The organism is Micrococcus sp. PSi08, assembly GCF_054960655.1.
In genome coordinates this window covers 1-26,632 of the sequence record NZ_JBHNYP010000032.1, presented here as the reverse complement: position 1 = coordinate 26,632, position 26,632 = coordinate 1, and the positions used below count along the sequence as shown (strand labels likewise).

The following is a 26,632-nucleotide window of genomic DNA, read 5'->3' as shown; positions in this document are numbered from 1 at the left end:
CCCGCCCCCCCCCCCCCCCCCCCCCCCCCCCCCCCCCCCCCCCCCCCCCCGGCTCCCCCGAGCACCCCCGACGCGCGGTCCAGGATCTCCCGGCGCACCGCTTCGGCCTCGGCGCGGCGCAGGAAGGACAGCTCGAGCGCGGACTCGCCGCCGTCGGCCGCCTCGACCTTCACCGTGGCCAGCCCGAGCAGCCGGGCCACGAGGGGGTGCTGCAGGTCCACCGCCTGGATGCGGTCGTAGCGCATCTGCCGGCGGCTGCGGAAGAGCCAGCCCTGGCGCAGCTCGATCCGGTCCTCCCCGCAGCGGAACCGGGTGAACCACCAGGAGAAGAAGAACACGAGGCTGATCAGCAGGGTGGCCCCCAGCAGGATGCCGCCGGCCACGAGCAGGCTGCCGTCGCCCGGGACGTCCTCCCCGCTGAGCCGGCCCGCCGCGAAGTCCTCCACCGCGTTGCGACCCACGAAGAACAGGAACAGCAGCAGGAAGGTCCAGCCCCGCACCCAGGGCGAGGCGGGGTGGACGCGGACCCAGCCGGCGTCGTCGGCGGGGGGCGGGGCGGCGGCGCTCACAGGCCCGCCAGCCGCGCCTGGCCGCGCGCCATGAGGACCTCGCGCAGCTCCTCGGCCCTCTCGCGGGGCACGCCCTCCAGGGTGACGTCCCCGCCCGCGGCGGCGGTCTTCAGGGTGAGGGTCTGCAGCCCGACCCGGCGCAGCAGCGGACCGTCCGACACGTCCACGTACTGCAGGCGGCCGTACGGCACCGCATGCACGCTGCGGAACAGGATGCCCTCGCGCCACAGGACGTCGTCCTCGCGCTCGGCCCAGCCCATCGCGCGCACGCGCCGCGGGATCAGGATCAGGTCCACGATCCAGGACACGACGACGACGGCCGGCAGCCCCCACGCGACCCACGCGGCCATCCCCGCCCACGGGCCGGTGAGCTTGAGGATCAGCGGCACGGAGAACGCGGCGAGCCAGATCAGGTGGCCGATGGTCGTGGCGATGAGCTTCACCGTCGCCAGCCGGGGCGAGGCCGGGGTGAAGGCCACGCCGCTCAGGTCAATGCCGGGCACGGGCATACCCTCCTTCGGTCTCGGGACGGGCCGGTCGGCCCGGGGACCCATCCTGCCCACGACCGCCCTCGGGCGCATCCTCCTCAGGCGGGATCCGGCACCACCGTTCGACGATCAGCCCCACCACCAGCAGGACGAGACCGCCGACGGCCTGCAGGGCGGCCTCCCGCACGGTCGGTGCCTCCACGCCGGCCCGCAGCAGCACCTGCACCGCCACCCCGGCGTGCCAGCCGCCGAGGGCCGCTCCCGCGAAGCCGGAGGCCTGGCCGAGCACGAGGGTGCGGGCCGCGGCGAGCGGGTCCATCCGCGCGGCGGCGGGCTTCTCCCGGTCGCGGCGCACCCGCCAGCCCAGCGCGAGGCACAGCACGGAGACCGCGGCCACGGTGATCAGGCCGCTGCGGCCCACCACGGGCGCCGGCCAGCCCAGGGACGGCGCGGCGAGCCCGGCCAGCCAGCCGAGCACGGCGGCCACCAGCACCACGAGCAGGGTCCACCCGGAGCGCAGCGCGATCACGTGGCCTCCCTCCCGAGGGCGTCCGGGCGTGCCGGACGGAGCGGGACGACGTCGTCGGAGCCGGCCAGCAGCCGGTGCCGCTCGGGCTCCTGACGGCGCACCCCGGGGGCGTCCGCGGCGACGGCGGCGAGGTCGGCGACAGGCGTGCCGGCGAGCGTGGCGTCCGCGTCGAGCCACAGCCACGGCAGCAGCACGAAGGCCCGCTCGGCCGCGCGGGGGTGCGGCAGGGTGAGGTCCGGGTGGTCGCTGCGCACGTCTCCGTAGGCGATCACGTCCACGTCCAGGGTGCGCGCGCCCCAGCGGACCTCACGCCGCCGATGGTGGTCCTGCTCGAGCCGGTGCGCCACCGCGAGCAGCTCCCACGGCGCGAGGTCCGTGCGCAGGGTGACCACCTGGTTGAGGTAGTCGGGCTGCCCCGGCGGCCCGCCCACGGGCGCGGTGACGGCCCGGGGCGAGGCCCGGACGTCCGTGATGTGCGGCAGCGCGGACAGGGCGGCGACGGCGGCGTCGAGCGTCTGCGCGGGCTCGCGCAGGTTGGCGCCGAGGGCCAGCACGGCCGGGACGGGCGCGTCCGGGCGGGTGCCCAGCTCGGGGACGGGCGCGGGGCCCTCGGCCGGGTGCGTCCAGTCGACGGTGCTCACGCGAGGTCCTCCCGGGTGCGGTGCACGGTGACGGCGGCGTCCGCGAAGTCGTGCGGGATGGGCGCCTGCGGCTTGTGCACGGTGACCTCGACGGCGGTCACCACGGGCTGCTCGGCGAGGACGGCGCGGGCGATCCGGTCGGCGAGGGTCTCGATCAGGTCTACCGGCTCCCCGGTGACCAGGCGGACCACCGTGTCCGCGACCCCGGCGTAGTTGGCGGTGCGGGCGAGGTCGTCGCCGGCCGCGGCGGGGCCGGCGTCGAGGTGGAGGACGACGTCCGTGACGAACGGCTGCCCGTCCCGGCGCTCGTGGTCGAAGACCCCGTGGTGCCCGACGGCGGACAGCCCGGCCAGGCGGATGCGGTCCCGGGCGCTCACGGCAGCACGTCCTCGGAGACGGGCTCACCCGGGGCGTGGGCCCCGGCCCAGGCCGCGGCGGTGCGGACGGCGTCGGCGCTGGCGCGCACGTCGTGCACGCGCACGCCCCACGCGCCCTGGGCGGCGGCGAGGGCGGAGATGGCCGCGGTGGCGGCGTCGCGCGCGGCGGGCGGGGCCGGGGTGCCGTCGTCGTCCGCCAGCAGGGTGCCCAGGAACCGCTTGCGGGAGGCGGCGACGAGCACCGGGTGGCCCATGGCGCGGAGCCACTCGAGGCCGCGCAGCAGCTCCCAGTTCTGCTCGCCGGCCTTCGCGAAGCCCAGGCCCGGGTCGACGATCAGCTGCGCGGGCTCGACGCCCGCGGCGAGGAAGCGGCCGGCCACGTCCCGCAGCTCGCACACGACGTCCGGGACGGTGTCCTCGTAGACGGCCAGCCCGTCCATGGTCTGCGGGTTCCCGCGGTTGTGCATGAGGATGTAGGGCGCGCCCGACGCGGCGATCAGCGCCGGCATCTCCGGCTCGTGGGCGAGGCCGGAGACGTCGTTGACGATCACCGGCCCCAGCGCCAGGGCGGCCCGGGCGGTGGCGGTGTGGCGCGTGTCCACGGAGACGACGACGTCCTCGGCCAGCAGCGCCTCGATCACGGGCAGGATGCGCTCCTGCTCCTCGGCCGGCGGCACGGCGCGGGCCCCGGGGCGGGTGGACTCCCCGCCCACGTCCACGATGTCCGCGCCGTCCGCGACCATGCGCCGGGCGTGGTCGAGAGCCGCGCGGACGGTGGCGTGCTCCCCGCCGTCCGAGAACGAGTCAGGGGTGACATTGAGGATGCCCATGACCAGGGTGCGGGCTTCGGGCAGCCGCCCCAGCAGGGCGCGGTTCGCCTCCCGCGCCGCCGCGTCGATGCTCTCGTCCACGTGTCCTCCTCCGCCGTCGGTGGTCCTCAGCCGTGCATGATGAGGCTCATCGCCTCCGAGCGCGTGGACGGATCCCGCAGCTGGCCGCGGACCGCCGAGGTGACGGTCTTCGCGCCCGGCTTGCGCACACCCCGCATGGACATGCACATGTGCTCGGCCTCCACCACCACGATCGCCCCGCGCGGGGCCAGGTGCTCCATGAGCGCCTCCACCACCTGCGTGGTCAGCCGCTCCTGCACCTGCGGACGCCGCGCGTACAGCTCCACGAGGCGGGCCAGCTTGGACAGCCCCGTCACGCGGCCCTCGGCGGAGGGGATGTAGCCGATGTGCGCGGCGCCGTGGAACGGCACCAGGTGGTGCTCGCAGGTCGAGTAGAACGGGATGTCCTTCACCAGCACGAGCTCCTCGTGCGCGATGTCGAACGTGGTGCCGAGCACCTGGTCCGGGCTCTGGTGCAGGCCCGCGAAGAACTCCGCGTAGGCCTTGGCCACCCGCGCCGGGGTGTCCGCCAGGCCCTCGCGGTCCGGGTCCTCACCGATCGCCAGCAGGATCTCCCGCACCGCCGCCTCGATGCGCGGCCGGTCCACCGCGGTGGAGTCCGGGTCGAACGTGCCGGGGACGGCGTCGTCGGGGGTGTGGGCTGTCATGCGGGTCTCCTGCGCGGTCAAAAGGTCGGTCCCTCGCCGGGGCCCGGCGTGTTGCTCGGGCCGCCGTGCGGCGGCAGGCCGGGGCCGGCCGCGTCCCCGCCCAGCGACGACGGCGGCGCGCCCTCCGGACGCACCGGCACCGTGGTGCCCTCGACGCCGACGGGGGTCTGCTGCCCGCCGTCATGCCGCGAGCGGCGCTCGGAGGGGGAGCGGACGGGCGGGATGTCCTGCGGGAGCCGGTCGTCCGAGGCCAGCCACACGCCGCGCTCGGGCCGCTTGCGCACGTCCGCGAAGATGGCGGCGATGGCCTCCTGGGTGAGCGTCTCCTTCTCCAGCAGCTCGTAGGCCAGGCGGTCCAGGACGTCCCGGTTCTCCGTGAGCACCCAGTGGGCCTCGGCATGGGCCTGGTCCAGCAGGGTGCGGACCTCGACGTCCACCAGGTACGCCAGCTCCTCGGAGTACTCGCGGGAGGAGCCGCCGGCGGCGCCGCCCACGAAGGGCTCGGAGCTGCCGCCGCCGAGCTTGACGGCGCCCACCTTGGCGGACATGCCGTACTCGGTGACCATCTTGCGGGCCGTGTCCGTGGCCTTCTGGATGTCGTTCGCGGCGCCCGTGGACGGGTCCTTGAACACGATCTCCTCCGCCACGCGCCCGCCCATCGCGTACGCGAGCTGGTCCAGGAGCTCGTTGCGGGTGACGGAGTACTTGTCGTCCTCCGGGACCACCATCGTGTAGCCCAGGGCGCGGCCGCGGGGCAGGATCGTGATCTTGGTGACCGGGGCGGAGTTGCGCAGGCCGGCCGCCACGAGCGCGTGGCCGCCCTCGTGGTAGGCGGTGACCTTGCGCTCGTGCTCGTTCATCAGGCGGGTGCGCTTCTGCGGGCCGGCCATCACGCGGTCCACGGCCTCGTCCAGGGCGTGGTTGTCGATCACGTTGTTGTTCGAGCGCGCCGTGAGCAGCGCGGCCTCGTTGATCACGTTGGCCAGGTCCGCACCCGTGTAGCCGGGGGTGCGCTTGGCCAGGGAGCGCAGGTCCACGTCCAGGGCGATCGGCTTGCCCTGCGCGTGCACCTCGAGGATCCTGGCACGGCCCTCGAGGTCCGGGGCGTCCACGGGGATCTGGCGGTCGAAGCGGCCCGGGCGCAGCAGCGCCGGGTCCAGGACGTCCGGGCGGTTGGTCGCGGCGATCATGATGACGTTCGTGGAGGCGTCGAAGCCGTCCATCTCCACGAGCATCTGGTTCAGGGTCTGCTCGCGCTCGTCGTTGCCGCCGCCGATGCCTGCGCCGCGGTGCCGGCCGACGGCGTCGATCTCGTCCACGAAGATGATGGCGGGCGCGTTGGACTTGGCCTGCTCGAAGAGGTCGCGCACGCGCGAGGCGCCGACGCCCACGAACATCTCCACGAAGTCCGAGCCGGAGATCGAGTAGAACGGCACGCCGGCCTCACCGGCCACGGCCTTGGCGAGGAGGGTCTTGCCCGTGCCGGGCGGGCCGTAGAGCAGCACGCCCTTGGGGATCTTGGCGCCCACGGCGCGGAAGCGGTCCGGCACGGTGAGGAACTCCTTGATCTCCTGGAGCTCCTCCACGGCCTCGTCCGCGCCCGCGACGTCCTTGAACAGCACGTCCGGGTTGTCCTTGTTGATCAGCTTGGCGCGGGACTTGCCGAACTGCATGACCTTGCCGCCGCCGCCCTGCATGCGGGACATCAGGAACCAGAACAGCAGTGCGATGAGCAGGAACGGAACCATGAAGCCGAGCAGCGAGAGGAACCAGTTGCTCCGCACCGGCTCGTCCGTGTAGCCGTCCAGGGCCGAGTCGTCCACCGCGGTGACCACGTCCGTGGCGCGCGCGGTGGCGAAGTAGAAGTAGACCTCCTTGCCGAGGTCCCGGTCGTCCTGCTTGTAGGGCTCACGCAGGGTGAGGTCCACGCGCTGGTCCCCGTCCACCACGCGGGCCTGCGCGGCCTTGTCGTCCTTCAGCAGGGCCATGCCCACGTTGGTGTCCACCATGGTGCGGCCGCTCTGTGACGTGGTCAGCGGGATCGCGACGGCGAGGACCAGCAGGCCCAGCAGGATCCAGACGTAGGGCTTGTTGAACAGCTTCTTCACGGTCCGAGTGTCTCCTGGTCTGCCGCGGGGGCCGGGCTCCCCGGGGCGGCCGCCGTGCAGCCGGGGCCGGCGCAGGGCCGACGTCGCGCCCGGGTCAAGCCTCCACGGTACCGGCCCCGCCCGGGTGTCCGCTGACTGTTCGCGTCAGGTGGACAGGGCGCGGGCGGTCAGCCGGCGCCGACGTCGGCCAGCACCGTCCTGGCACCCACCGGGAATGCGAGGGGTCGGAATGGCGCGTGGATCGCACCTCAGAGCGACCGCTCGCATGACAGGAACGCTGGCGCTGCGACCGCGCCCCTGCGTCCCCGCCTGCACAGACCCCCGTGCACCCGCATCCCTCCCCAGGCCGGCGGCGGCTCAGGACGCCGCCCGCTCCACCGCGCCAGGCTGGCACCATGCGTCACCCCGCCCCGCTTCCCGCGGCCTTGCTTCACGGCCCCTTCACCGCCGCGCAGGCGAGGGCCGCCGGCATCGACCGCAACCGGCTGCGTCGCTCCGACGTCGAACGCCTCGCCCGGGGCCTCTACCGCCGGCGTGAGGCCACCCCGGCCGCCGTCGAGCGCCCCGTGGCCGGCTCCTCCCCCTACCGGTGGAGCACCCCGCTCTCGGCCACCCAACACGAGCTCCTGCTGCGACTCGCCCGGCACCGCGCCACCACGGTGGTGTCGCACCAGACCGCGGCCCGCGCCCGGGAGATCTGGCTGCCGGAGCGACTGGACGCGGGGGACGACGTCCACGTGAGCCGCCCGCGAGACCGTGGCCAGCTCTCCCTCCCCGGCGTCACCTCCCACCGGACGGCGCTCCCGCCCGCGGATGTGGAGCGCGTGCGGATCGGCGGCCTGGCCTGGCACGTCACCGCCCCGCCCCGTCTCTGGGTCGACCTCGCCGCCCTGCTCGACGACGACGAGCTCGTCATCCTCGGCGACCATCTCGTCCGCCGGGCGGAGCTGTCCGGCGGCCCGGGCGCCGCCGAGCGGACCCGGGCGGCCCTGACCCAGGCGGCCGAGACCAGCCCGTCCGCGCACAACCGGCGACGACGGCTCCGCACCGCCGCCACGCTGGTCCGGGTGGGGGCGCACTCGCCGAAGGAGACGCGGCTGCGGCTCGCGCTGAGGGCCGCCGGGCTCCCCGAGCCCGCACTGCAGCTCGAGGTCTGGGACCCGGAGTTCTCCCTGCACCACCCCGCGACGGCGGACCTGGGCTATCGGCAGGCGAGAGTGGCCCTGCACTACGACGGCGGCCACCACGGCGCGGATCGCCAGATCGACCGTGACGTGCAGCGCAACGCGGCCTTCGAGCGACGGGGCTACCGGAACATCACCGTGTCCTCCTCCGACGCTCGCCGCGGATTCACGCGCGTGATCGTGGAGGTGCGCCGTCACCTCGGGGACGCCGGCGACCTGTCACGCAAGGAGTCGGAATGGGGCGTGAATGGCACCTCAGAGCGACCGCTCACGTGACAGGTCGCTGCTGCGGCGGCCACGCCGGGCCGGGCCCCCGGTCAGCTGTACACGTGCGGGGCGAGGGTGCCCACGAAGTCCAGGTTGCGGTACTTCTCCGCGTAGTCCAGGCCGTAGCCCACCACGAACTCGTTGGGGATGTCCCGCCCGACGTACTTCACGTCGATGTCCACCTTCATGGCCTCCGGCTTGCGCAGCAGGGTGCAGATCTCGACCGAGGCGGGGCCGCGGGATTCGAGGTTGGCCTTGAGCCAGGACAGGGTCAGACCGGAGTCGATGATGTCCTCGACGATCAGGACGTGCCGGCCCGTGAGGTCCGCGTCGAGGTCCTTGAGGATGCGCACCACGCCGGAGGACTTGGTGCCGGAGCCGTAGGAGGAGACCGCCATGAAGTCCAGCTCCACGTGGGAGTGCAGGGCGCGGGTGAGGTCGGCGACCACCATCACCGCGCCCTTGAGCACGGCGACGATGAGCAGGTCCTTGTCCGCGTAGTCGCGGTCGATCTGGCGGGCCAGGTCCGTGATCGTGCCCTGCACGTCCTCGCGGGACATGAGGACGTGGCTGAGGTCGTTCTGGACATCCTGTGCGTCCATGCGCCGCTCCTGGTGAGTGCTCGTGCGGGAATGCCGGGCCGGGCCGCAGTCAGGGACCGGGAAGGCAGGGGATGAGGTCCAGTCTGGCACACGCCCGATGCGCGGCCACCCCGCCGGGCAGCTCCACCGGACCGGCCGACGTGCCCCCCGCGTGGGCGCCCGTCACGAGGGTGTCCACCGCGAGGATCCGTTCGTGGGGCGGGGCCTGCCCTCCCGCGGCGCGGGCGGCGCGCGCGATCACGCGGTGGCGCACGGCGGCGGGCAGCGCGGCCAGGGCGTCCAGGTCCAGGGAGACGACGCGCGGGTCCCCGGCGGGCGGGTCGACACGCAGCCGGGTGACCTCGTCGCCGGCCCATGCGTCGAGGGCCGCGGCGTCCTCGGCCGCGATGGCCGCGGTGCGCACCAGCCCGGCCCGCACACCGGGGCCGAGACCGGCGTCGGGGTCCTCGAGCGCGGGCAGCACGCGGGTGCGGACCCGCGAACGCAGCAGCGCGGGATCGCGGTTGTGCGGGTCCTCGAACCAGGTCAGCCCGGCCCAGCGGCAGATCGCCTCGGTGTCCGCGCGGGCCAGGCCCAGCAGGGGTCGGACGACGGCGGCCCCGCCCGGCAGCGTCCCACGCGCCGGGATCCCCGCGAGGGACCGCGTGCCGGACCCGCGCGCGAGCCCGAGGAGGACCTGTTCGGCCTGGTCGTCGGCGGTGTGGGCGGTGAGGACGACGGCGGCGCCCGCCCCCGGGGCGGCGGCGCCCTGCCCCGCGTCTCGGGCGGCGGCGGCGAGGGCCACCCGGCGGGCACGCCGGGCGTCGGCCTCCGGGCCGTCGCCGGTGCGGGCCACCTCGACCCGCGTGACGGTGACCGGGGTCAGGCCGAGGATGCGGGCGACGTCGGCGGCGGCCGCTGCCACCGCGTCGCTGCCCGACTGCAGCCCGTGGTCCACCACGGCCGCGCCGATCGGGCCGAGCCGCGCACCGTCCCGGGTGCCCACGAGGACGGCGCAGGCCACGGCGAGCGCGAGGGAGTCGGCGCCGCCGGAGAGGGCGACGAGCCCGCGGGGGCGATTCCCCGCCCGGCCCGGCCCGGCATCCGCGCGACAGGACCCGTCGCCCGCGAGGGCCTCCCGCACCGCCGCGACGGCCCGGTGCAGGGGCTCGGGCCAGCGGGTGCGCGGCGGCCATGCGCCGACCGCGGGCAGGCCGCCGGCCCCGCCCGCCGGCGTCGGCCCCGGGTCCCGCGCCTCAGGCCTGGGCACGGATGCGCGCCACCCACGTCTCGGGGGCGTGGAGCTCGGCCTCGCTCGGCAGCAGCTCGGGGGCGTCCCAGACCACGTTGAACCCGGCCATGCCGAGCTGGGCCACGGCGGCGGCCACGAACCTCTGGCCGTCGCGGTACTGGGCCATCTTCGCGTCCATGCCCAGCACGCGGCGGAGCATGCGGTCCAGGGGCGAGCGGCGGTCGCCGCGCTCGTCGAAGCGGCGGCGGATGGTCTTGACGGAGGACACGACGGAGGAGTCGACGCCGTCCATCACCACGTTCGCGTGCCCCTCGAGCAGGGACATCACGGCCGTCAGCCGGGACAGGCGCTCCCGGTCCTCCTCGTCCTGGATCGCACCGAGCAGGCCCGGCGTGGGGCGGGCCGGGGCCGCGTCCTGCGCGTCGTGTCCGTCCCGCGCCCCAGTCCGGCCGGCGTCGGCCTCCCGACCCAGCGGGTTCGCCGCCGCGAGCGCGGTGCGCAGGCGCTCGGGCAGGGACTCGGCCTTGTCGAACAGGCCGACGGTGAGCGCCGTGATCTCGGCCCGCAGGTGCTCGCGCAGCCAGGGCGCGGCCGCGAACTGCACGCGGTGGGTCTGCTCGTGCAGGCACACCCAGAGGCGGAAGTCCGCCGGGTCCACGTTGATCTCCGCGCGCACCTGCGCGACGTTCGGGGCCACGAGCAGCAGGCGTCCGCCGGCGGGGCCGGCCGCCGTCCCCCCGGGGCCGGGCAGCGCGATGAACGGGTCGTACTGGCCGAGGATCCTCCCGGACATCCAGGCGAGGATCCCGCCCATCTCCAGGGCGGTGGCGTGCCGGGTGACGCGGGTGGTGGCGGCGGCGTGCTCGCGGGGCCGGGTGTCCCGCAGATGCGCGAACGTGGGGTCCAGCAGGGTGGCGAAGGACTGGGTGGCGGCGCGCGACCAGGTGGGGCGGTCCACCACGAGCACCTGCGAGTCGCGCAGGTCCCGTGCCGCCTCGAGCCCGGTCAGGCGGTGGACGTGCGGCACGGCGGCCTCCGCGGCGGCGCGCAGGCCCTCTGCCTCGCGCGTCGCCTCCCGCGGCGTGAACCGGGGGCCGGCGGCGGCGAGGGACCGTGCGGTCCGTGCTGCGAAGGCCCAGTCCACCGGGTGGGCGACGGCGGGGCCCGGCTCGGCGGGGGCGCCCGGCTCGGCGTCCGCGGCGGCGCGGGGGCGGTCGGTCGCGTGGTCGTCGCTCATGGGCTCCATCAGATCACAGGCCCCGGACCTCGGATCAGAGCCCGGCGACGGCGCTGACGGCCTCATCGACCGCCGCGCGCGCGGGCTCCAACTTCCACTGCAGATCCGAGCAGATGATGCTGAACGCGAGGACCCGCCCGGACGTCGTGGTGACGGTGCCGGTGAGGGAGACCGTCTGGTCGAGCGTGCCGGTCTTCGCGGCCACGGCCTGCCGCGCGGGGGCATCCGGGAACCGGTCGCCCAGGGTGGAGTCCTCGCCGGGCCGCGGCAGGCCCTCCAGCACGGTGCCCAGGGCGGGTGTGCGGGCCACCCCGGCCACGACGCCGGCCAGCTGGCCCGCGCTGACGCGGTTGTCCGGGGACAGGCCCGAGGAGTCCACGAGCGCCATCCCGGCGGTGTCCACGCCGAGGTCCTCGGCGGTGGCCGTCAGCAGCTGCGTGGCGCCCTCGTGGGTGGCGGGCAGGTCGGCGGCGGGCGCGGCCGTGTGGGCCAGGGCCTCGACCACCTGGTTCTCCGAGTGGGCCAGCAGGTACGCGACCTGCTCCCCCACGGACGCGGACTCCACCGCCGCGACGGGGGCGGCGGCGAGGACCGTGGAGCGCGGCACCTCGGTGGCCGGGATCGTGTCCCGCAGACCCACCTCGAGGTCGGCGCCGGAGGCGGCCACCGCGTCGTCGAGCGCGGCCTGGAAGGTGAGGGCGGCGAACTGCGCCGGGGCCTCGATGCGGTCCTCCCCGGTGCCGGGGGCCTCACGGCCGCCGTAGGTGGCCAACGGCTGCACCGGCGCGATGTTGCCGCTCTCCGGGATGTCCGACGTCCAGCGCGGGTTCAGGGCCGTGCGGTCCGTGAAGAGCCGCAGGTCCGTGCTGACCACCACCTGCCCGGTGACGCCGTCCTCGACCAGCCCGGCCACGGTCCGCTCCGCGAGAGTGCGCAGGCCCGCGCGGCCGGAGACGTGCGTCGAGTCCGAGGCGCCCGTGCCCAGCAGCACGTCGCCGCCGCCCACGAGCACCAGCTCGGTGGCCGCGTCGTCCGCGGTGGGCTGGGCCACCACGGTGGTCTGCAGGGTCGTCTCAGGACCCAGGGCGGAGACGATGGCCGCGGCGGCGAGCACCTTGAGCGAGGACGCGGGGGCCACGGGCTCGTCCGCGTCCCGCGCGTACAGCACCTCGCCGGTGGCCAGGTCGCGGAACTCGGCGGAGACCGTGCCCGGGGACGTCTCCAGCCCCGGCTCGACGGCGGCCGCCACCTCGGCCGCGGTGGGGCCGGCGGACGGGGACGATGACGTCGGCGCGGCGGTCGTCGACGAGGCGGACGCGCTCGACGGGGCCGGCGGTGCGGTCACGGGACCGCAGGCGACCAGGACGGCCGCGAGTGCGGCCAGGAGGACGGCGGGGAGCGAGCGGCTCCGGGGGCGTTCCGTGCGTCGATCCCGACGCCCAGCGCGCCCCGTGTCCACCTGTCCCATGCGTCCATCATGACGGACGCCCCCGGTAGGCTGACGGCAGCACCGCCGGGCGACGCCGCGCCGCCCGGACACCCCACCCTCTGTGCGAAGGAGAGTCATGGCGCACGACGTCACCATCGAGATCCCCGCGGGCTCCCGCGTGAAGTACGAGTTCGACCACGAGACCGGCCGCCTGCGCCTGGACCGCGTGCTCTTCACCTCCATGCAGTACCCCACGCACTACGGCTACTTCGAGAACACCCTCGGCGAGGACGGCGACCCGCTGGACGCCCTCGTGTACCTGCCGGGCTTCGACCTGGTGCCGGGCTGCGTCGTCGAGGCCCGCCCGATCGGCGTGTTCAACATGACCGACGACGGCGGCGGCGACGCCAAGCTGCTGTGCGTCCCGGCGGACAAGCGCTACGACCACATCACCGAGCTCGAGCACGTGGAGGAGTCCCTCAAGCAGGAGATCGAGCACTTCTTCACCCGCTACAAGGACCTGGAGCCGGGCAAGTGGGTCAAGGCCGAGGGCTGGGAGGGCCGCGCGGCCGCCGAGGCCGAGCTCGAGGCGTCCATCCAGCGCTTCGACGCCCAGGGCGAGGAGTCCCCGACCGACGAGCCCCAGGGGCGCGACGTGGACACCGAGGAGGCACAGCCGGCCACCGAGGAGGGCGAGGCGACGGACGAGCCCCAGGGCCGCTGATCCCCGCACCGCCCACGCGCGCGACGCCGGCCGCTCACCCCTCGGGGTGGGCGGCCGGCGTCGTCTGCGGGCTGGCAGAATCGACCACCATGTTCGTGCTCACCATCAACCAGCGGGACACCCTCGACGCCGGCGACCGCGTGGACACGTTCCTGCGCGCCCTCCAGGACGTGCCGGGGCTGGACGACGCCGTCGTGCTCCCGTTCCAGCGCGCCGTGGGCGACGAGCTGATCGGCGCCGTCGAGGACCCGCGCGTCGCCGTGGACGTGGCGCTGCGCGCCCTGCGGCAGCGCCGCTGGAACGTGGGGGTCGGCGTCGGGACGGTGACGCACGCGGACGGTGCGGCGGGCGCGCCCGCCTCCGGGGACCTGCACGACGCCGGCGGGCCCGGTCTCGCGGCGGCGCGGCGGGCCGTGGAGGCGGCGGCCGTGTCCACCGCGCGGATCCCGTTGGCCGTGCGCGGCCGCGACGAGGAGGCGGCCGCCGAGGCCGAGGCCGTGCTGCGACTCGTCGGGCAGCTCGTGTGGTCCCGGACCGACGCCGAGTGGGCGGTGCTGGACCTGCTGGTGCCCGGCGTGCGCGGCCAGCAGAAGCCGGCGGCCGCCGCGCTCGGGATCACGGCGCAGGCCGTCTCGCAGGCGGTGCAGCGCTCCTACTGGAACGAGGAGCACGCCTGCCGCCCCGCCGCCGCGCGGCTGCTCACGCTGGCGGGGGGCTGACCCGGCGGCCCGGGCCGGTCGCGCCGCTCAGGCCGCGGCCGGCTCCTCGAGGAGCGAGCGCAGCACCGTGGCGAGCCCGTGCTCGTCCACGTGCCCGGTGACCTCGTCCGCGGCGGCCACGACCTCCTCCACGGCCTGGCCCATGGCCACGCCGCGGCCGGCCCAGCGCAGCATCTCGATGTCGTTGCGGCCGTCGCCCACGGCCACGGTGTCCTCGGGGGCCACCTTCAGCACGGTGCGCAGCGCCTCGAGCCCGGAGGCCTTGGTCACGCCCGCCGCGGCGACGTCGAGCCACGCCGTCCAGCCCACGGAGTAGGTCACGCCGGACAGGCCGATGCCCTCCACCGCGCGACCGAACTCCTCGGCGGAGGAGTCCGTGGAGAACACCACGAGGCGCACGGCCGTGGTGTCCATGAGCTCCTCGAACGTGACGCCCTCCGCGGCCACGCCGAAGGACATGTCCTGGAACCGCTCGGTGGAGCGGAAGGTGCCGTCCGGCAGCTCGAGCGCGTACTTGGCGCTGGGCAGGCGGTGGCGCAGCTGGGTCAGGACCGAGCGCGGGTCGAAGGTGCGCAGGTCCGTGACCTCGTAGCCCTCCTCCAGCTCGGGGTCCAGGCGCAGCGTGACGCCGCCGTTGGAGCACACCATGAAGCCGGCGCCGATCCCCAGGGAGCGGGCCACGGGCAGGGTGGCCGCGCGGGAGCGGCCCGTCGCGATGACCACGTGGTGCCCGGCGTCCAGCACGGCCCGCACGGCCGCGCGCACGGGCTCATGCAGATGGCCGTCATGGTCCACGATCGTTCCGTCCACGTCCAGGCACACGAGCTTCTTCGTCATGACCTCCACCCAACCACACGGCCCGGACACGACGGCGACGCGCGGGTGAACCGCAGGGGCGCCGCAGGGGCGCCGCGGGGCGGGCGGGCGAGGCGACCGGCGCCGCGGGGGACGACGTCGTCCGTTCAGACCAGCTCGAAGCGCTCCATCCCGCCGAGGTAGGGACGCAGCGCGGCGGGCACGGTGACCGAGCCGTCCGCGTTCTGGTGGTTCTCCAGGATCGCCACGATCCAGCGGGTGGTGGCCAGGGTGCCGTTGAGCGTGGCCACCATGCGGGTGCCGCCCTTGGAACCGTCCTCCGTGCGGACCCGCTCGCGGATGTTGAGACGGCGGGCCTGGAACGTGGTGCAGTTCGAGGTGGACGTCAGCTCGCGATAGGTGCCCTGCGTGGGGACCCAGGCCTCGCAGTCGAACTTGCGGGCGGCGGAGAGGCCGAGGTCGCCGGCGGCGATGTCGATCACGCGGTACGGCACCTCGATGGCGCCCAGCATCCGTTCCTCCCACGCCAGCAGGCGCGCGTGCTCCGCCTCCGCGTCCTCCTGTGCGGCGTAGATGAACATCTCCAGCTTGTTGAACTGGTGCACGCGGATGATGCCGCGGGTGTCCTTGCCCGCCGAGCCCGCCTCGCGGCGGTAGCACGTGGACCAGCCCGCGTACCGGACGGGGGCGGACACGTCCATGATCTCGCCCGCGTGGAAGCCGGCCAGGGCCACCTCGGAGGTGCCCACCAGATACAGGTCGTCGCGCTCGAGGCGGTAGATCTCGTCGTCGTGCTCGACGTCGAAGCCGGTGCCCTGCATGGTCTCCGGACGCACCAGGGTGGGCGGGATGACCGGCACGAAGCCGTTCTCCAGGGCCAGGTCCAGGCCCAGCTGCATCAGGGCGAGCTCGAGACGCGCGCCCACGCCCGTGAGGAAGCTGAACCGGGCGCCGGACACCTTCGCGCCGCGCTCCATGTCGATCGCCCCGAGCAGCTCGCCGAGCTCGAGGTGGTCGCGCGGCTCGAAGCCCTCGGCGGCGAAGTCGCGCGGGGTGCCGACCTCCTTGAGGACCACGAAGTCGTCCTCGCCGCCAGCCGGGACGCCGTCGACGATCAGGTTCGGGAAGGCACGCTGCAGCTCCGCGAGGCGGGCCTCGGCCGCGCCGGCGGCCGACTCGGCCTCCTTCACGCGCGCGGCCAGGTCCTTCACCTCGGCCAGCAGGGCCTGCTTCTCCTCGCCCTTCGCCTGGGCGACGCGCTTGCCGAAGGCCTTCTGCTCCGCGCGCAGCTGCTCGAAGCCCGCGATGGACGAGCGGCGGGACGCGTCCGCCTCGACCACGCGGTCCACGAGGGACGCGTCCTCCCCGCGGGCCTCCTGGGAGGCGCGGTACTTCTCGGGCTGCTCGATGAGGTCCTTGACGTCGATCACGTGCGCCAGCCTAGCGGGCGGGGCCGACGCCTAGACTCGGGGCATGACTCCCGAGTGGTGGATGGCGCTGGCCGCCCTGGTGCTCCTGGCCCTGCTGGTCGTCGTCGTGGTGGTGCTGGCGGCGCGCCAGGTCCGCCTCGGCGTGCAGCACAAGCGGATGCGTCTCCGGGTGGACGCCCTCGACGCGCGGGTGGGCGGCGTGCAGCGCCGGCTGGAGAAGGTGCCCGGGATCGGCACGGGCCGCCACGAGGTCGCGCTGGTGCTGAACCCCATCAAGACGAACGCGGGCCAGGTGCGGCGCGAGCTCGAGCGGCTCGCGGAGGCGGAGGGCCTCGGCGAGGTGCTCGTGCTCGAGACCCAGGAGGACGATCCCGGCACCGCGATGGCGCGGCAGGCCCTCGGCGCCGGCGCCCGGCTCGTGATCGCCGCGGGCGGCGACGGCACGGTCCGCACCGTGGCCGAGCAGCTGGCCGGCACCGACGTCGCCCTCGGCGTGGTGCCGCTGGGCACCGGGAACCTGCTGGCCCGGAACCTGGACCTGCCGATCAACGACGTCGAGCAATGCCTGCGGATCGCCGTGGGGGGCCGGCAGCGACGCATCGACACCGTGGACGTCCGCTTCACGCACGAGGACGGGCGCGTCACCCGGCAGACCTTCACCGTGATCGGTGGCGCCGGCTACGACGCGGACATCATGGGCGACACCAAGGATGAGCTGAAGGATCTGGCCGGCTGGCTGGCCTACAGCGAGGCCGGCATACGGCACCTGCGCGGCAAGCGGCACGAGGTGACCGTGGCCCTCGACGGCGGTCAGCCCCGCCGGTTCAAGGTGCGCACCGTGATGGTGGCCAACTGCGGGATGCTCACGGGCGGCGTCGAGCTGCTGCCCCAGGCCAAGCTCGACGACGGCCTCCTCGACGTCATGGTCCTCTCGCCCCGGCACGCGCTCGACTGGGCGCGGATCGCCGTGAAGACCGTGACCCGGCACCGCAGCTCCGTCCCCGCGATGCACACGGAGCAGGCCCAGCGCGTGAAGGTCGAGTTCGCCGAGCCGATGCCCTCCCAGCTCGACGGCGACGCCACGGGGGTCATCACCGCCCTCGACGCCCGGGTGCGGCCGGACTCGCTCGTCGTGATGCTCGTGGCCGAGGACGACGCCTCCGTCCGCGACGACGGCGTCTCCGCCGCCGCCCCCGTCCCGGAACCGGCCCCGCACATCTGACCCCCCGTCCCCGCTTTCGTTCGGGAAACGGCGGCTTCCCCAGCGCTTTCGTTCGGGAAACGGGCGCCTCACCACCACTTTCGTTCGGGAAACGGGCGCCGGGGCGACGCGCGGACGGGAAGCGCGACGACGGCCCGTCGTCGTGGTGATCGTCCCGTTTCGGCGACGAAAGTCTCTCGAGGCCGCCGTTTCCCGAACGAAAGTGACCCTGGGGCCGCCGTTTCCCGAACGAAAGTGCGGCACCGCCTCAGCGGGAGCGGAGGGACTCCACCCAGGCGCGGCCGGAGCGATACGCGGCGTCGGTGAACTCGGCCGGCACCCTCGTGGGCACGGGCTCGGCCTGCGCGTACGAGCCCAGGAACCGCAGGTCGGGGTACTCCCGGTACAGGGCCGCGAGCGCATCACCCACGCGGGCCTCCGCCAGGTGCCCCTCGAGGTCGAGGGAGAAGAAGTACCGCCCGATGCCCTCGCCGGTCGGCCGGGACTCGATGCGGGAGAGGTTCACCCCGCGCGTGGTGAACTCGGCCAGGATCTGCCCGAGGGCGCCGGGCCGGTCCTCCGGCAGCGGCACCACCAGCGTGGTCTTGTCCGCTCCCGTGGGCGCGGGCAGGGCCGTCGGCCGGGAGAGCAGCACGAAGCGCGTCACGGCGCCCGGCACGTCCTCGATCCGCTCGGCGAGCACCGGCAACCCGGTCTGCTCGGCCACGAGCGGGGCGCACACGGCGGCGTCGAAGTCGCCCTGGGCCACGAGGCCGGCCCCGGCCGCCGTCGACGGGGCGGGCGTGAAATCCACACCCGGCAGCGCCGTCTCGGCCCAGCCGCGCACCTGCGCCCAGGCGTGGGGGTGCGTGGTCACGCGCCGCACGTCCTCCATCGCGACGCCGGGCCGGCCCACGAGCACGAAGCTGATGGGCACGTGCACCTCCGCGAGGATCTGCAGCGTCTCCCCGAGGGCGATCTCGTCCACGGTGGCGGAGACGCCGCCCTCCACCGAGTTCTCGATGGGGACGACGGCGCGGTCCACCTCCCCCCTGCGCAGCGCCGCCACGGCGCTCAGCACGGAGCCCGCAGACACGAACTCGGCCTCGGCCGGGTCCGCCACCTTGCGCAGGGCGGCCTCGGTGAAGGTGCCGGCCGGGCCGAGGAAGGCGTAGCGCAGGCGCGACGGCGTCGCGTCAGCGGAGCCCGTCCCCGTCACTTGACGGTGGGCTCGGCGTCGCCGTCGGCCTCCATCGGCTTGCCGGCCTCGAGCCACGCGCCGGAGCCGCCGGCCACGTTGATGGCCGAGTAGCCGCGGCCGGTCATGAACTCGGCGGCGCGGGCGGAGCGGCCGCCGGTGCGGCAGATCAGGTAGTAGTCCGTGTCCGGGTCCAGCTCCTCGAGCCGGTCCGGCAGCTGGCCCAGCGGGATGTGCTGGGCGCCGGCGGCGCGGCCCAGGGCCCACTCGTCGTCCTCGCGGACGTCCAGGATGGTTGCATCGGCGGGGATCTCGTTCACATCGACGGTCTCGAAGGCGCTCATGGCTTCAGCGTAGCCACCCGCCCGGACGTCCCAGGAAGGCCCCGCCGTCCATGACCCGGGCCACGCCCGTTAGGCTCGGCCGCATGCAGACCTCCGACGCCGCACCCGCCGCCGACGACGACGACCGCACCCCCTCTGCCCCCGGCCCAGCCCGGCTCCTGGACCGCTCGGCCGTGCGCCTGCGGGAGGACCTCGCCGCCGGGGAGCTGAGCGCCCGGGAGGTCACGGAGGCCGCCCTCGCCGCGGCCCAGGCCCACGCGGACCTCGGCGCGTTCGCCCTCCTCGACGCCGAGGGGGCCCGGACCCGTGCGGCCGAGCTGGACGCGGCCCACCCGCGCGTCGCGCCCCGGGCCGTGCCCGGTCCGCACACCTCCCCCGCCCCGGACGACGACGGCGCCCCCGCCTCCCTGCACGGCCTTCCGCTGGCGTACAAGGACCTGATCGACGTGCGCGGGATGCCCACGCGGTTCGGCTCCGCCCTGCTGGCCGACGCGCCGCCGGCCGCGCAGGACGACCCGCTCGCGCTCCGCCTGCGCGGGGCCGGCACCGTCACCCTCGGCAAGACGACCGTGCCCGAGTTCGGCCTGGACTCCTACTCGGAGAACCTCGTCACGGCGCCGGCCCGCAACCCCCTGGACCCCGCCCGCACCGCGGGTGGCTCCTCGGGTGGGGCCGCGGCCGCCGTCGCCGCGGGGATCCTGCCGTTCGCCCCGGGCTCGGACGGGGGCGGGTCCATCCGCATCCCCGCCGCGGCGTGCGGGCTCGTGGGCCTCAAGCCCGGTCGCGGGGAGCTGCCAATGGACGAGCACGCGGACACGGTCCGCAACCTCACGGTGTCGGGCCCGCTGGCCCACACGGTCGAGGACGCCGCCCTGCTCTACGACGTGATGCTCACCCCCGAGGGCCTGCCCGGCCGGGTGCTGTCGGACCTGCGCCGCACCGTGGAGACCGCCCGGGCCGGGGACGCCGTCGACGTCCGCCGGATCGGCGTCACCACGGCCTCGCCGTTCGCCCCCGACCTGGAGATCTCCCTGGCCCGGCCCGCCGTCACCGCCCTGACGAAGGCCGCCGCCGCCCTGGACGCGGGCGGCCACGCGGTCGAGGACCTCTCCCCCTACTACGGCGAGGACTACCACCGGGACTTCCGCACGGTGTGGACCGCAGGACTGCTCCGGGCGCCGCTGCCGGAGGACGCCGAGGCCCACGTGGGCGCGGTGGCCGCGCACTTCCTGCGCACGGCCCGGGCCGCAGGGCGCGCCGAGCTCGACGACGCCGCCCACCGGCTCGAGGAGTGGGCGCGCGGGGTGCGGGCGCAGTTCGCCGCCGTCGACGTGGTGATGACCCCGGTGCTGGCCACCGCGCCCCCGCCGGTCGGCCACTTCCTGGCGATGGAGCCCGAGGCCAACTACGAGGCGCAGTGCGCGTTCACGCCCTACACCTCGATGGTCAACGTGCTCGGCCTGCCCGCGGTCGCGGTGCCCGTGCTCCGGGACGAGCGGGGCCTGAACTGGTCCGTCCAGCTCATCGGTCGGCCCGGCACGTCCGCGCCCCTGCTCGCCCTGGCCGCACATCTCGAGCTGCTGCTGGCCGGCTGAGCCGGCCGGTCAGGTCGAGGTGTAGTCGCCCAGGGAGATCCCGGCGATCACCAGGATCACGAGGAACACGACGGCGAGCAGCAGCAGGGCGAGGGACACGTAGTTCATCACGAGGCCGGCGATCGCCATGCCGCGGCCGTGGGGCTCGCGCTTGAGGCCGATGTGGCCGAGGACCACGCCCACGATCGGCGGGAGGAGGAACGTGAACCCGCCCACCACGGAGATGATGCCGAGGATCATGGACGCCACCGAGCGGCCGACGCCGTCGGTCTGGCCGGGCTGCAGCGGGGCTCCGAAGCCGTGGCCGGGCGTGCCCTGCCCGTAGCCGTAGGCGGGGACGGTGTTCGCGTCCTGGCCGTAGCCGTACGGCTGCCCGTAGGCGGGGCGGGTCTGCCCCTCCTGCTCGGCGTACGAGGGGGCCCGGTCCCAGGCGGCGCGGTCGGCGTCGCCGGCCGGGGCGTCGGGCCAGCCGGCGGCGGAGGAGCCGGTGCCGGAGGAGCCCGCACCGGCCTCGGACCCGTACCAGCTCGGCCGGGCGGCCTCACGGCGCGGGTCGTGGGAGGCGTGGGGGTCGGTCATGACGGTCCTTCCGGTTCGGGGCGTCGCGGTCCGGTGCCGAGTCTAGGCGGTGCCCCCGGACCCGGCCCGGCCCCGCACCCCTGCTCCACGGCCGGCCTCACCCGGGCCGGCCCACCGCCTTGAGGTACCCGGAGAACCCGCCGGGGGTCCGCCCCTCCAGGCGGGACGAGGTGAGCACGCGGGTGGTGTCGGTGGCGATCACGCGCACCCGGCGGCCCTCACCACCGTCGCGCTCCCCCGCCAGGGCCCGCACGGCCTCGGCCAGGCCGACGTCCTCGTGCTCGGCCACCGGCGGGAATCCGCCCACGGCCTCGTAGAGCGACCACGGCAGCCCCAAGTTCGCCCCGTGCACGTGCGCGTGCCCCTCCTCGTGCCGGTAGCCGCGGAGCCAGGCCTGCCGCAGCGGTCCCTGGCGCACGTCCACCGTGCCCAGCACGAGCGCCTCGTCGCGGCCGGCGGCCACGGTCTGCGCCAGCAGCCAGTCGGCGGGAACGCGGCTGTCCGCGTCGGTGGAGGCGAGCCAGAGGCGCTCGGCGGGCACGTCGGGGAACAGCGCGCGGGCCCGGCGGGCGCCCTCGAGGCGGGCCCGCCCGACGCCAGCCTGCCCGGCGGTCGGCTCCCCCAGTTCGAGGACGTGGATGCGCGGGTCGGCGGCGCGGGCCTCGAGGGCGGCGGCCACCGTGGCGTCGTCGCAGCGGTCCGCGGCGACCACGACCGCGGCCGTGCCCTGCGCGTGGTGCTCCTCCCAGCGGTCCAGGGCGGCGGCGAGGGCCGCGAGCGCGGCCGGCAGCCGCTCCTGCTCGTCCTTGGCGGGCACCACGACGACGGCGTGGGTCGCGGCGGCGGCCCGCACGTGGAGGCTGAGCCGGAAGTCGTCCTCCACGAGCTCGGTGCGCAGCCGCCAGCGCGGGTCGGCGGCGACGCGCGCGTGCACGGCGTCCCCGTCCAGCGGCCAGCCCTCGATGGGGTGGCGCCAGTGGCACAGCAGCAGCTCGCCGCCGGGGGCGAGCGCGGCGTCGGCATCGTCGATCAGCGCGTCGAGCTCCTCGGGCTGCAGGAAGTAGCCGATCTCAGAGGCGATCACGAGGTCCGCGCCGGCGACGTCGGCCGGCCAGTCCGCGGGCAGCACGGCGCGGCGCACCTCGGCGTGCGGCGCGCCGGACAGCCGGGCGGCGGCGCGCTCGACGGCGGTGGGGGACGCCTCGAGGCCGACCACGCGGTCCGCGCGCGCGGCCACGTCCGCGGTGAGCACGCCGATGGACGCGCCCGCCTCCACCACGGTCCCGTAGCGGGGCCGGGGCAGGGCGGCGAGGGTGAGCGCCCGCTTGCGGGCCTCGTACGACGAGCTGAGGTAGCGCCACGGGTCCTCCTGGGCCCGGTAGAGCCGGTCGAAGACGGCGGCGGCCCGGTGGGCGTCGGCGTCGTCGGGGCCGGAGACGCGGTGGGCCTCGAACGGGCGCTCGTGGTGGGCGAGCACGGCGGGGCCGAGGATCGCCTCGTCACCGGGCGCGTCGGAGAGGGGCCGGACCTGGGAGGCGTGCGCGTCGAGGGCGGCACGGCGGGCGGCCCGGTCGTCGTCGGTGAGCGGCAGCCGTCGGTAGCGGCGGGCGGGCAGGTCGGCCGGGTCGGCCCAGTGCCAGAACCAGATGGGGAAGGCGTAGAGCGGCAGGTCGCACTCGCCCGCGACCGCGCCGACGGCGCGGCCCACGGCCTCGTGGTCCGCGTGGCCGTCGCCGGGGTCGTGGGAGGCGAGCACGGCGGGGCCGGGGTGGGCGTCGAGGGCCGCGGCGACGGCGTCGCGCACGGCGTCCTCGTGCTCGGCCACGCCGGAGTCGGGCAGGGCCAGGGACGCCCACGTCAGCCGGTCCCGCGCCGGAGAGCCGGGGCCTGCGGAGGCGGGCAGGCCGGCGGCGAGGGCGTCGAGGGCGTGCTCCATCTCGTCCCGGCGCAGCCGGACCAGGTCCTCGGGCGTGTGCGTGGGCGAGTGCGGGTGGGAGGCCTCGCCGGCGGTGGCGACCAGCACGTGCACGCGTGCCCCGCCGCGCAGGGCGGAGCGGATCAGGCCGGTGGCGGCGAGGGTCTCGTCGTCCGGGTGCGCCACGGCCACGAGCAGCAGCGTCTGCGCGTCCCAGACGGGCAGGCGCAGCTCCGGCAGCTCGCCGACGCCGCCCTCGGCCCAGGCCGCCTCGGACGTGCCGTCGTCGGTGTGGGAGAAGCTCACCACGTCCAGCCGCCGTCGGTCTCGCCGGTCAGGAGCGCGGCGCCCAGCCGGGTGTCGTCGCGGTGTCCGTGGTGCTGGCGCAGGTAGACCTGCAGGTCGGCGACGGCGCGGGCGTGCGCGGCGCTGCCGGTGAGCGGGCCGGGGCCGGTGGCCTGCCCGACGACGTCCATCACCTCGGTGCACAGCTGCGCCACGGTGCCGCGGATCCGGTCGGCCTCGACCATGCCGCGGCCGTGGTCCAAGCGGCCGGCGTCCACGTCGTCGGCGGCACGGGCGAGCAGGGCGGCCATCGCATGGAGCAGCCGGTCGACGCGGCCGAGCGCCGCCTGGCCGATCTGGTCCGGGCCCGGTCCGCGGCCCTCGGCCTCGGCGGCCGCGCGGGCGGCGGTGGCGTTCCGCAGGGTGCGGGCGATGCCGACGGCGCCGCCGAACCACACCGCCGCCACGCCGATGCCGCCCCATGCGAAGCCGGGCCGGCGCAGGTACCACTCGGCGCCGCCGACGGCGCTGCCGGGGACGGCGTCGAAGGCCAGGCCCACCGTGCGGATCGGGGCGAGGCCGAGCGCGGGCCAGGCCGAGTCGGTCTCGGCGACGCCGGGGTGGGACAGGTCCACGAGCAGGGCGCGGCGGGTGCCGTCCGCCTCCCGGCCGGTCACGACGGCGGCCGCGCACCGGTCCGCGAGCGAACACCACGGCTTCTCGCCGTCGAGCAGCCAGGCGGTGTCGGGGCCATCCGGGACGGGGCGCAGGGCGGGGGTGCGGCCGCCGGACTCGGAGGCGTAGACGCCGAGCAGCCCGGCCGGGGCGGGGACGCCGGCCTGGGACAGGATCGAGAGCGCGTCCAGATGGGGCTCGAGCACGCGGGCGGCCGAGAGGTCCTGCGCGGCGACGGAGGCGAGCAGCTCCCACTGCTCCCGGGTGCGCCCCGCGCCGGTCAGCGGCAGGTCGAGCGGGGCGGCGTCTTCGTCGGACGCGGCGCCGGACGCCGCACGGAGCAGCTCGACCATCGCGTCGACGTCCCCGTCGCAGGCCGCGGCGGCCGCGAGGAGGGCCTGCTCGGCCGGGCGGTCCACGGCTCCACCCGGGACGAGACGGACGGGCTCGGGCTGGGCCATGGGTGGGGACCTCCTCGTCGACGGCGCCCGGGCCGGTGCGCCCCGGGGTCGAGGATTCACCGTAGTCAGCACGGGCACGGCGGGGAATGGCCGGTGCGCCGGGGGCGAAGCGGCCCGCTCTTTCTTGACATGTTCCAGAGAACCGGATGGGATCGACTGGCATGGAGACCACGACGCGGGACGAGGACGAGCGCACGCTGCTGCGTGGCGTCGGCCTGCGCGTGACCCGGCCCCGCCTGGCGGTGCTGACCGCCCTCGCCGACCACCCCCACGCGGACGCGTCCACCGTGCTGGCCGCCGTGCGTCGGGCCCTGCCCGGCACCTCGCACCAGGCCGTCTACGACTGCCTCCACGCGCTCGCCGAGGCCGGGCTCGTGCGCTCCCTGCAGCCCGCCGGCTCTCCGGCCCGCTACGAGATCTGCACGGGCGACAACCACCACCACCTCGTGTGCCGCGGCTGCGGCACGGTCGTGGACGTGCCGTGCCGCACCGGCTCCGCCCCGTGCCTCGACGCCCCCGAGGACCACGGCTTCGCGGTCGACGAGGCCGAGGTCTACTACTGGGGGCTGTGCGCCGGCTGCCGGGAGTGACCGCCGCCGTCGTCCCGCTGGGCCGCGCGTCTTCCCCCGTCCGCCCGCCCGTGCCAAGGTGTGGCACATGACCGAGAACACCGCCGCCCTGCCCGCCGCCGAGCGTCCCGGCACCCCCGCCCTGCCGCAGGACCTCATCGACGTCGACGCCCTCCTGGAGGCGTACCGCACCGGTCACCCGGACGTGACGGACCCGGCGCAGAAGGTCGTGTTCGGCACCTCCGGCCACCGCGGCTCCGCGTTCACGACCTCGTTCAACGACGACCACATCGCCGCCATCACGCAGGCCGTGGTCGAGTACCGCGCGCACCACGGGATCACGGGGCCGGTCCTCGTCGGCAGGGACACGCACGCCCTGTCCGGGCCCGCGCAGGACACCGCCGTCGAGGTGCTGCTGGGCAACGACGTCGAGGTGCTCGTCGACTCCCGCGGCGGCTACACGCCCACCCCCGCCGTCTCCCACGCGATCCTGCACCTGAACGCCGGGCGCGAGCTGTCGCCGTCGGGCTTCGCGGTGGACGGGGACAACGCCGGCCTCGTGGACGGCCTCGTGATCACCCCCTCGCACAACCCGCCCGCGGACGGCGGCTTCAAGTACAACCCACCCCACGGCGGCCCCGCGGACACCGAGGCGACCACGTGGATCGCCGACCGCGCCAACGAGCTGCTCGCCGCCGGGCTGGCGGGCGTGCACCGGGTGGCGAGCGCCGACGTCGCCGGCCACGCGAAGCTGGGCGGCTTCGACTTCCTGGACCGGTACGTGTCCGATCTGCCGCAGGTGATCGACGTGGAGGCGATCCGCGAGGCGGGCGTGCGCATCGGCGCCGACCCCATGGGCGGGGCGTCCGTGGCGTACTGGGGCGAGATCGCCGACCGCCACGGGCTGGATCTGACCGTGGTGAACCCGGAGGTGGACCCGCGGTTCGGGTTCATGACCCTGGACTGGGACGGCAAGATCCGCATGGACTGCTCGTCGCCGAACGCGATGGCCTCGCTGATCGAGCGGATGACCCCGGACGCGGACGGGCAGGCGCCCTTCGACGTCGCCACCGGCAACGACGCCGACGCGGACCGGCACGGGATCGTCACCCCCGACGGCGGGCTGATGAACCCGAACCACTACCTCGCCGTGGCCATCGACTACCTGTACCGCCACCGCGAGCAGTGGCCCCAGAGCGCGGGCGTGGGCAAGACCCTGGTGAGCTCCTCGATGATCGACCGCGTGGCCGGGGACCTGGGCCGCGAGCTCGTGGAGGTGCCGGTGGGCTTCAAGTGGTTCGTGCCGGGCCTGCTGACGGGCACCGGTGTGTTCGGCGGCGAGGAGTCCGCGGGCGCGTCCTTCGTGCAGTTCGACGGCAGCCCGTGGTCCACGGACAAGGATGGGCTGCTGCTGTGCCTGCTGGCCGCGGAGATCATCGCCGTGACGGGCCAGTCCCCGTCCGAGCGGTACCGCGACCTCGTGGCCCTGCACGGCGACCCGGCGTACGCGCGCATCGACGCCCCCGCGACCGCCGAGCAGAAGGCGAAGCTGAAGACCCTCTCCCCCGACGACGTCCCCGTGACCGAGCTGGCCGGCGAGACCATCCTCGCGACGCTGACCAACGCCCCGGGCAACGACGCCCCGATCGGCGGGCTCAAGGTGGTCACGCAGCACGCGTGGTTCGCGGCGCGGCCCTCCGGCACCGAGGACGTCTACAAGATCTACGCGGAGTCCTTCCGCGGCCCCGAGCACCTGACGCAGGTGCAGGCGGAGGCGCAGCGGCTGGTGGACGCGGTCATCGGCTGACACCCGCCCCCGTCCGCTTTCGTTCGGGAAACGGCGGCGTGTCGCACCGCTTTCGTTCGGGAAACGGCCGGGCGCGCGCGCCGGTTCCCGCACC

General features: G+C 75.5%; 26 protein-coding genes. 7 read left to right on the top strand and 19 right to left on the bottom strand.

The genetic code is table 11. From position 1 onward, the window contains the following. The 8 genes from ACFI33_RS10530 to ftsH form a co-directional block, all read right to left on the bottom strand. Positions 1-569, bottom strand: a 569-nt coding sequence (locus tag ACFI33_RS10530) for a PH domain-containing protein (RefSeq protein WP_462624000.1), incomplete at its 3' end; no start/stop codon positions are given. Next, positions 566-1,078: a PH domain-containing protein gene (locus ACFI33_RS10525; protein WP_020625296.1), complete on the bottom strand. Its 513-nt coding sequence runs from the start codon at positions 1,076-1,078 to the stop codon at positions 566-568. The genes ACFI33_RS10525 and ACFI33_RS10530, both read right to left, overlap by 4 nt. Then, a complete protein-coding gene (locus ACFI33_RS10520) occupies positions 1,059-1,586 on the bottom strand; it encodes a DUF3180 domain-containing protein (protein WP_036337195.1) in 528 nt (175 codons plus the stop codon). The genes ACFI33_RS10525 and ACFI33_RS10520 overlap by 20 nt, the downstream gene beginning before the upstream one ends. Next, a complete protein-coding gene (gene folK / locus ACFI33_RS10515) occupies positions 1,583-2,227 on the bottom strand; it encodes a 2-amino-4-hydroxy-6-hydroxymethyldihydropteridine diphosphokinase (protein ID WP_036337194.1) in 645 nt (214 codons plus the stop codon). Before folK ends, ACFI33_RS10520 begins: the two co-directional genes overlap by 4 nt. Further along, complete coding sequence (gene folB, locus ACFI33_RS10510; RefSeq protein WP_036337193.1) at positions 2,224-2,604, bottom strand: dihydroneopterin aldolase; 381 nt, start codon at positions 2,602-2,604, stop codon at positions 2,224-2,226. Before folB ends, folK begins: the two co-directional genes overlap by 4 nt. Beyond that, positions 2,601-3,515 carry a dihydropteroate synthase gene (folP, locus tag ACFI33_RS10505; protein ID WP_336574609.1) on the bottom strand — a complete coding sequence of 305 codons (915 nt, stop codon included), beginning with the start codon at positions 3,513-3,515 and terminating at the stop codon, positions 2,601-2,603. The genes folB and folP overlap by 4 nt, the downstream gene beginning before the upstream one ends. 26 nt (positions 3,516-3,541) lie before the next feature. Then, the gene (gene folE, locus ACFI33_RS10500) at positions 3,542-4,162 is read right to left on the bottom strand and encodes a GTP cyclohydrolase I FolE (protein ID WP_010079671.1); all 621 of its coding nucleotides are present in this window, start codon (positions 4,160-4,162) and stop codon (positions 3,542-3,544) included. Positions 4,163-4,179: 17 nt separating this feature from the next. Beyond that, the gene (gene ftsH, locus ACFI33_RS10495; RefSeq protein ID WP_127435126.1) at positions 4,180-6,270 is read right to left on the bottom strand and encodes an ATP-dependent zinc metalloprotease FtsH; all 2,091 of its coding nucleotides are present in this window, start codon (positions 6,268-6,270) and stop codon (positions 4,180-4,182) included. A 395-nt stretch (positions 6,271-6,665) separates the two neighbouring features. On the opposite strand from ftsH, the gene ACFI33_RS10490 reads away from it, so the two are divergent. Continuing rightward, positions 6,666-7,730 (top strand): type IV toxin-antitoxin system AbiEi family antitoxin domain-containing protein, encoded by a 1,065-nt coding sequence (locus ACFI33_RS10490; RefSeq protein WP_127445886.1) that lies wholly within the window; start codon positions 6,666-6,668, stop codon positions 7,728-7,730. Positions 7,731-7,771: 41 nt separating this feature from the next. On the opposite strand, the gene hpt is transcribed toward ACFI33_RS10490, so the two are convergent. The 4 genes from hpt to ACFI33_RS10470 are packed head-to-tail and all read right to left on the bottom strand — an operon-like array spanning position 7,772 to position 12,136. Continuing rightward, positions 7,772-8,323 carry a hypoxanthine phosphoribosyltransferase gene (gene hpt, locus ACFI33_RS10485; protein WP_044659872.1) on the bottom strand — a complete coding sequence of 184 codons (552 nt, stop codon included), beginning with the start codon at positions 8,321-8,323 and terminating at the stop codon, positions 7,772-7,774. A gap of 49 nt (positions 8,324-8,372) precedes the next feature. After that, complete coding sequence (gene tilS, locus ACFI33_RS10480; protein ID WP_336574613.1) at positions 8,373-9,572, bottom strand: tRNA lysidine(34) synthetase TilS; 1,200 nt, start codon at positions 9,570-9,572, stop codon at positions 8,373-8,375. Then, positions 9,559-10,791, bottom strand: a complete 1,233-nt coding sequence (locus ACFI33_RS10475; protein ID WP_020625286.1) for a zinc-dependent metalloprotease — start codon at positions 10,789-10,791, stop codon at positions 9,559-9,561. Before ACFI33_RS10475 ends, tilS begins: the two co-directional genes overlap by 14 nt. A gap of 34 nt (positions 10,792-10,825) precedes the next feature. Next, a complete protein-coding gene (locus tag ACFI33_RS10470; protein WP_230956194.1) occupies positions 10,826-12,136 on the bottom strand; it encodes a D-alanyl-D-alanine carboxypeptidase in 1,311 nt (436 codons plus the stop codon). 220 nt (positions 12,137-12,356) lie between these two features. Here ACFI33_RS10470 and ACFI33_RS10465 point away from each other — a divergent pair, with 220 nt between their 5' ends. Beyond that, positions 12,357-12,944: an inorganic diphosphatase gene (locus ACFI33_RS10465; RefSeq protein WP_049145347.1), complete on the top strand. Its 588-nt coding sequence runs from the start codon at positions 12,357-12,359 to the stop codon at positions 12,942-12,944. An 89-nt stretch (positions 12,945-13,033) separates the two neighbouring features. After that, the gene (locus tag ACFI33_RS10460) at positions 13,034-13,663 is read left to right on the top strand and encodes a hypothetical protein (protein ID WP_036337173.1); all 630 of its coding nucleotides are present in this window, start codon (positions 13,034-13,036) and stop codon (positions 13,661-13,663) included. 27 nt (positions 13,664-13,690) lie between these two features. Here ACFI33_RS10460 and ACFI33_RS10455 read toward each other — a convergent pair whose 3' ends face one another. Together ACFI33_RS10455 and serS are read right to left on the bottom strand one after the other, a co-directional pair. Next, positions 13,691-14,500, bottom strand: a complete 810-nt coding sequence (locus ACFI33_RS10455) for an HAD family hydrolase (RefSeq protein ID WP_044659867.1) — start codon at positions 14,498-14,500, stop codon at positions 13,691-13,693. 125 nt (positions 14,501-14,625) lie between these two features. Next, positions 14,626-15,909 (bottom strand): serine--tRNA ligase, encoded by a 1,284-nt coding sequence (gene serS, locus ACFI33_RS10450; protein ID WP_036337171.1) that lies wholly within the window; start codon positions 15,907-15,909, stop codon positions 14,626-14,628. 43 nt (positions 15,910-15,952) lie between these two features. Here serS and ACFI33_RS10445 point away from each other — a divergent pair, with 43 nt between their 5' ends. Then, positions 15,953-17,131: a diacylglycerol/lipid kinase family protein gene (locus tag ACFI33_RS10445; protein WP_122054846.1), complete on the top strand. Its 1,179-nt coding sequence runs from the start codon at positions 15,953-15,955 to the stop codon at positions 17,129-17,131. 247 nt (positions 17,132-17,378) lie between these two features. Here ACFI33_RS10445 and pheA read toward each other — a convergent pair whose 3' ends face one another. Both pheA and ACFI33_RS10435 read right to left on the bottom strand, forming a co-directional pair. Next, entirely contained in the window at positions 17,379-18,329 is a 951-nt protein-coding gene (pheA, locus tag ACFI33_RS10440; protein WP_036316234.1) for a prephenate dehydratase, read from the bottom strand. Further along, positions 18,326-18,652 (bottom strand): rhodanese-like domain-containing protein, encoded by a 327-nt coding sequence (locus tag ACFI33_RS10435; RefSeq protein WP_002858251.1) that lies wholly within the window; start codon positions 18,650-18,652, stop codon positions 18,326-18,328. Before ACFI33_RS10435 ends, pheA begins: the two co-directional genes overlap by 4 nt. Positions 18,653-18,735: 83 nt before the next feature. On the opposite strand from ACFI33_RS10435, the gene ACFI33_RS10430 reads away from it, so the two are divergent. Continuing rightward, entirely contained in the window at positions 18,736-20,247 is a 1,512-nt protein-coding gene (locus ACFI33_RS10430) for an amidase (protein WP_336574619.1), read from the top strand. Positions 20,248-20,256: 9 nt separating this feature from the next. Here ACFI33_RS10430 and ACFI33_RS10425 read toward each other — a convergent pair whose 3' ends face one another. The 3 genes from ACFI33_RS10425 to ACFI33_RS10415 all read right to left on the bottom strand — a co-directional run bounded on the left by ACFI33_RS10425 (position 20,257) and on the right by ACFI33_RS10415 (position 24,162). Continuing rightward, positions 20,257-20,826: a DUF4190 domain-containing protein gene (locus ACFI33_RS10425; RefSeq protein WP_010079686.1), complete on the bottom strand. Its 570-nt coding sequence runs from the start codon at positions 20,824-20,826 to the stop codon at positions 20,257-20,259. Between the two features lie 97 nt (positions 20,827-20,923). Then, positions 20,924-23,047: a PIG-L family deacetylase gene (locus tag ACFI33_RS10420; RefSeq protein WP_049144909.1), complete on the bottom strand. Its 2,124-nt coding sequence runs from the start codon at positions 23,045-23,047 to the stop codon at positions 20,924-20,926. After that, positions 23,044-24,162, bottom strand: a complete 1,119-nt coding sequence (locus ACFI33_RS10415; protein ID WP_336574621.1) for an acyl-CoA dehydrogenase family protein — start codon at positions 24,160-24,162, stop codon at positions 23,044-23,046. Before ACFI33_RS10415 ends, ACFI33_RS10420 begins: the two co-directional genes overlap by 4 nt. Before the next feature lie 161 nt (positions 24,163-24,323). On the opposite strand from ACFI33_RS10415, the gene ACFI33_RS10410 reads away from it, so the two are divergent. Next, entirely contained in the window at positions 24,324-24,752 is a 429-nt protein-coding gene (locus ACFI33_RS10410) for a Fur family transcriptional regulator (RefSeq protein WP_049144905.1), read from the top strand. Positions 24,753-24,819: 67 nt separating this feature from the next. After that, positions 24,820-26,538 carry a phosphoglucomutase (alpha-D-glucose-1,6-bisphosphate-dependent) gene (gene pgm, locus ACFI33_RS10405; protein WP_049144904.1) on the top strand — a complete coding sequence of 573 codons (1,719 nt, stop codon included), beginning with the start codon at positions 24,820-24,822 and terminating at the stop codon, positions 26,536-26,538. The last annotated feature ends 94 nt before the right edge of the window (positions 26,539-26,632 follow it).

Bases quoted from the DNA above. Each gene is read 5' to 3' on its own strand.
- ACFI33_RS10525 (WP_020625296.1), bottom strand. From the start codon at position 1,078: ATGCCCGTGCCCGGCATTGACCTGAGCGGCGTGGCCTTCACCCCGGCC.
- folE (WP_010079671.1), bottom strand. From the start codon at position 4,162: ATGACAGCCCACACCCCCGACGACGCCGTCCCCGGCACGTTCGACCCG.
- ACFI33_RS10490 (WP_127445886.1), top strand. From the start codon at position 6,666: ATGCGTCACCCCGCCCCGCTTCCCGCGGCCTTGCTTCACGGCCCCTTC.
- hpt (WP_044659872.1), bottom strand. From the start codon at position 8,323: ATGGACGCACAGGATGTCCAGAACGACCTCAGCCACGTCCTCATGTCC.
- ACFI33_RS10475 (WP_020625286.1), bottom strand. From the start codon at position 10,791: ATGAGCGACGACCACGCGACCGACCGCCCCCGCGCCGCCGCGGACGCC.
- ACFI33_RS10465 (WP_049145347.1), top strand. From the start codon at position 12,357: ATGGCGCACGACGTCACCATCGAGATCCCCGCGGGCTCCCGCGTGAAG.
- ACFI33_RS10460 (WP_036337173.1), top strand. From the start codon at position 13,034: ATGTTCGTGCTCACCATCAACCAGCGGGACACCCTCGACGCCGGCGAC.
- ACFI33_RS10455 (WP_044659867.1), bottom strand. From the start codon at position 14,500: ATGACGAAGAAGCTCGTGTGCCTGGACGTGGACGGAACGATCGTGGAC.
- ACFI33_RS10445 (WP_122054846.1), top strand. From the start codon at position 15,953: ATGACTCCCGAGTGGTGGATGGCGCTGGCCGCCCTGGTGCTCCTGGCC.
- ACFI33_RS10435 (WP_002858251.1), bottom strand. From the start codon at position 18,652: ATGAGCGCCTTCGAGACCGTCGATGTGAACGAGATCCCCGCCGATGCA.
- ACFI33_RS10430 (WP_336574619.1), top strand. From the start codon at position 18,736: ATGCAGACCTCCGACGCCGCACCCGCCGCCGACGACGACGACCGCACC.
- ACFI33_RS10425 (WP_010079686.1), bottom strand. From the start codon at position 20,826: ATGACCGACCCCCACGCCTCCCACGACCCGCGCCGTGAGGCCGCCCGG.
- ACFI33_RS10415 (WP_336574621.1), bottom strand. From the start codon at position 24,162: ATGGCCCAGCCCGAGCCCGTCCGTCTCGTCCCGGGTGGAGCCGTGGAC.
- ACFI33_RS10410 (WP_049144905.1), top strand. From the start codon at position 24,324: ATGGAGACCACGACGCGGGACGAGGACGAGCGCACGCTGCTGCGTGGC.
- pgm (WP_049144904.1), top strand. From the start codon at position 24,820: ATGACCGAGAACACCGCCGCCCTGCCCGCCGCCGAGCGTCCCGGCACC.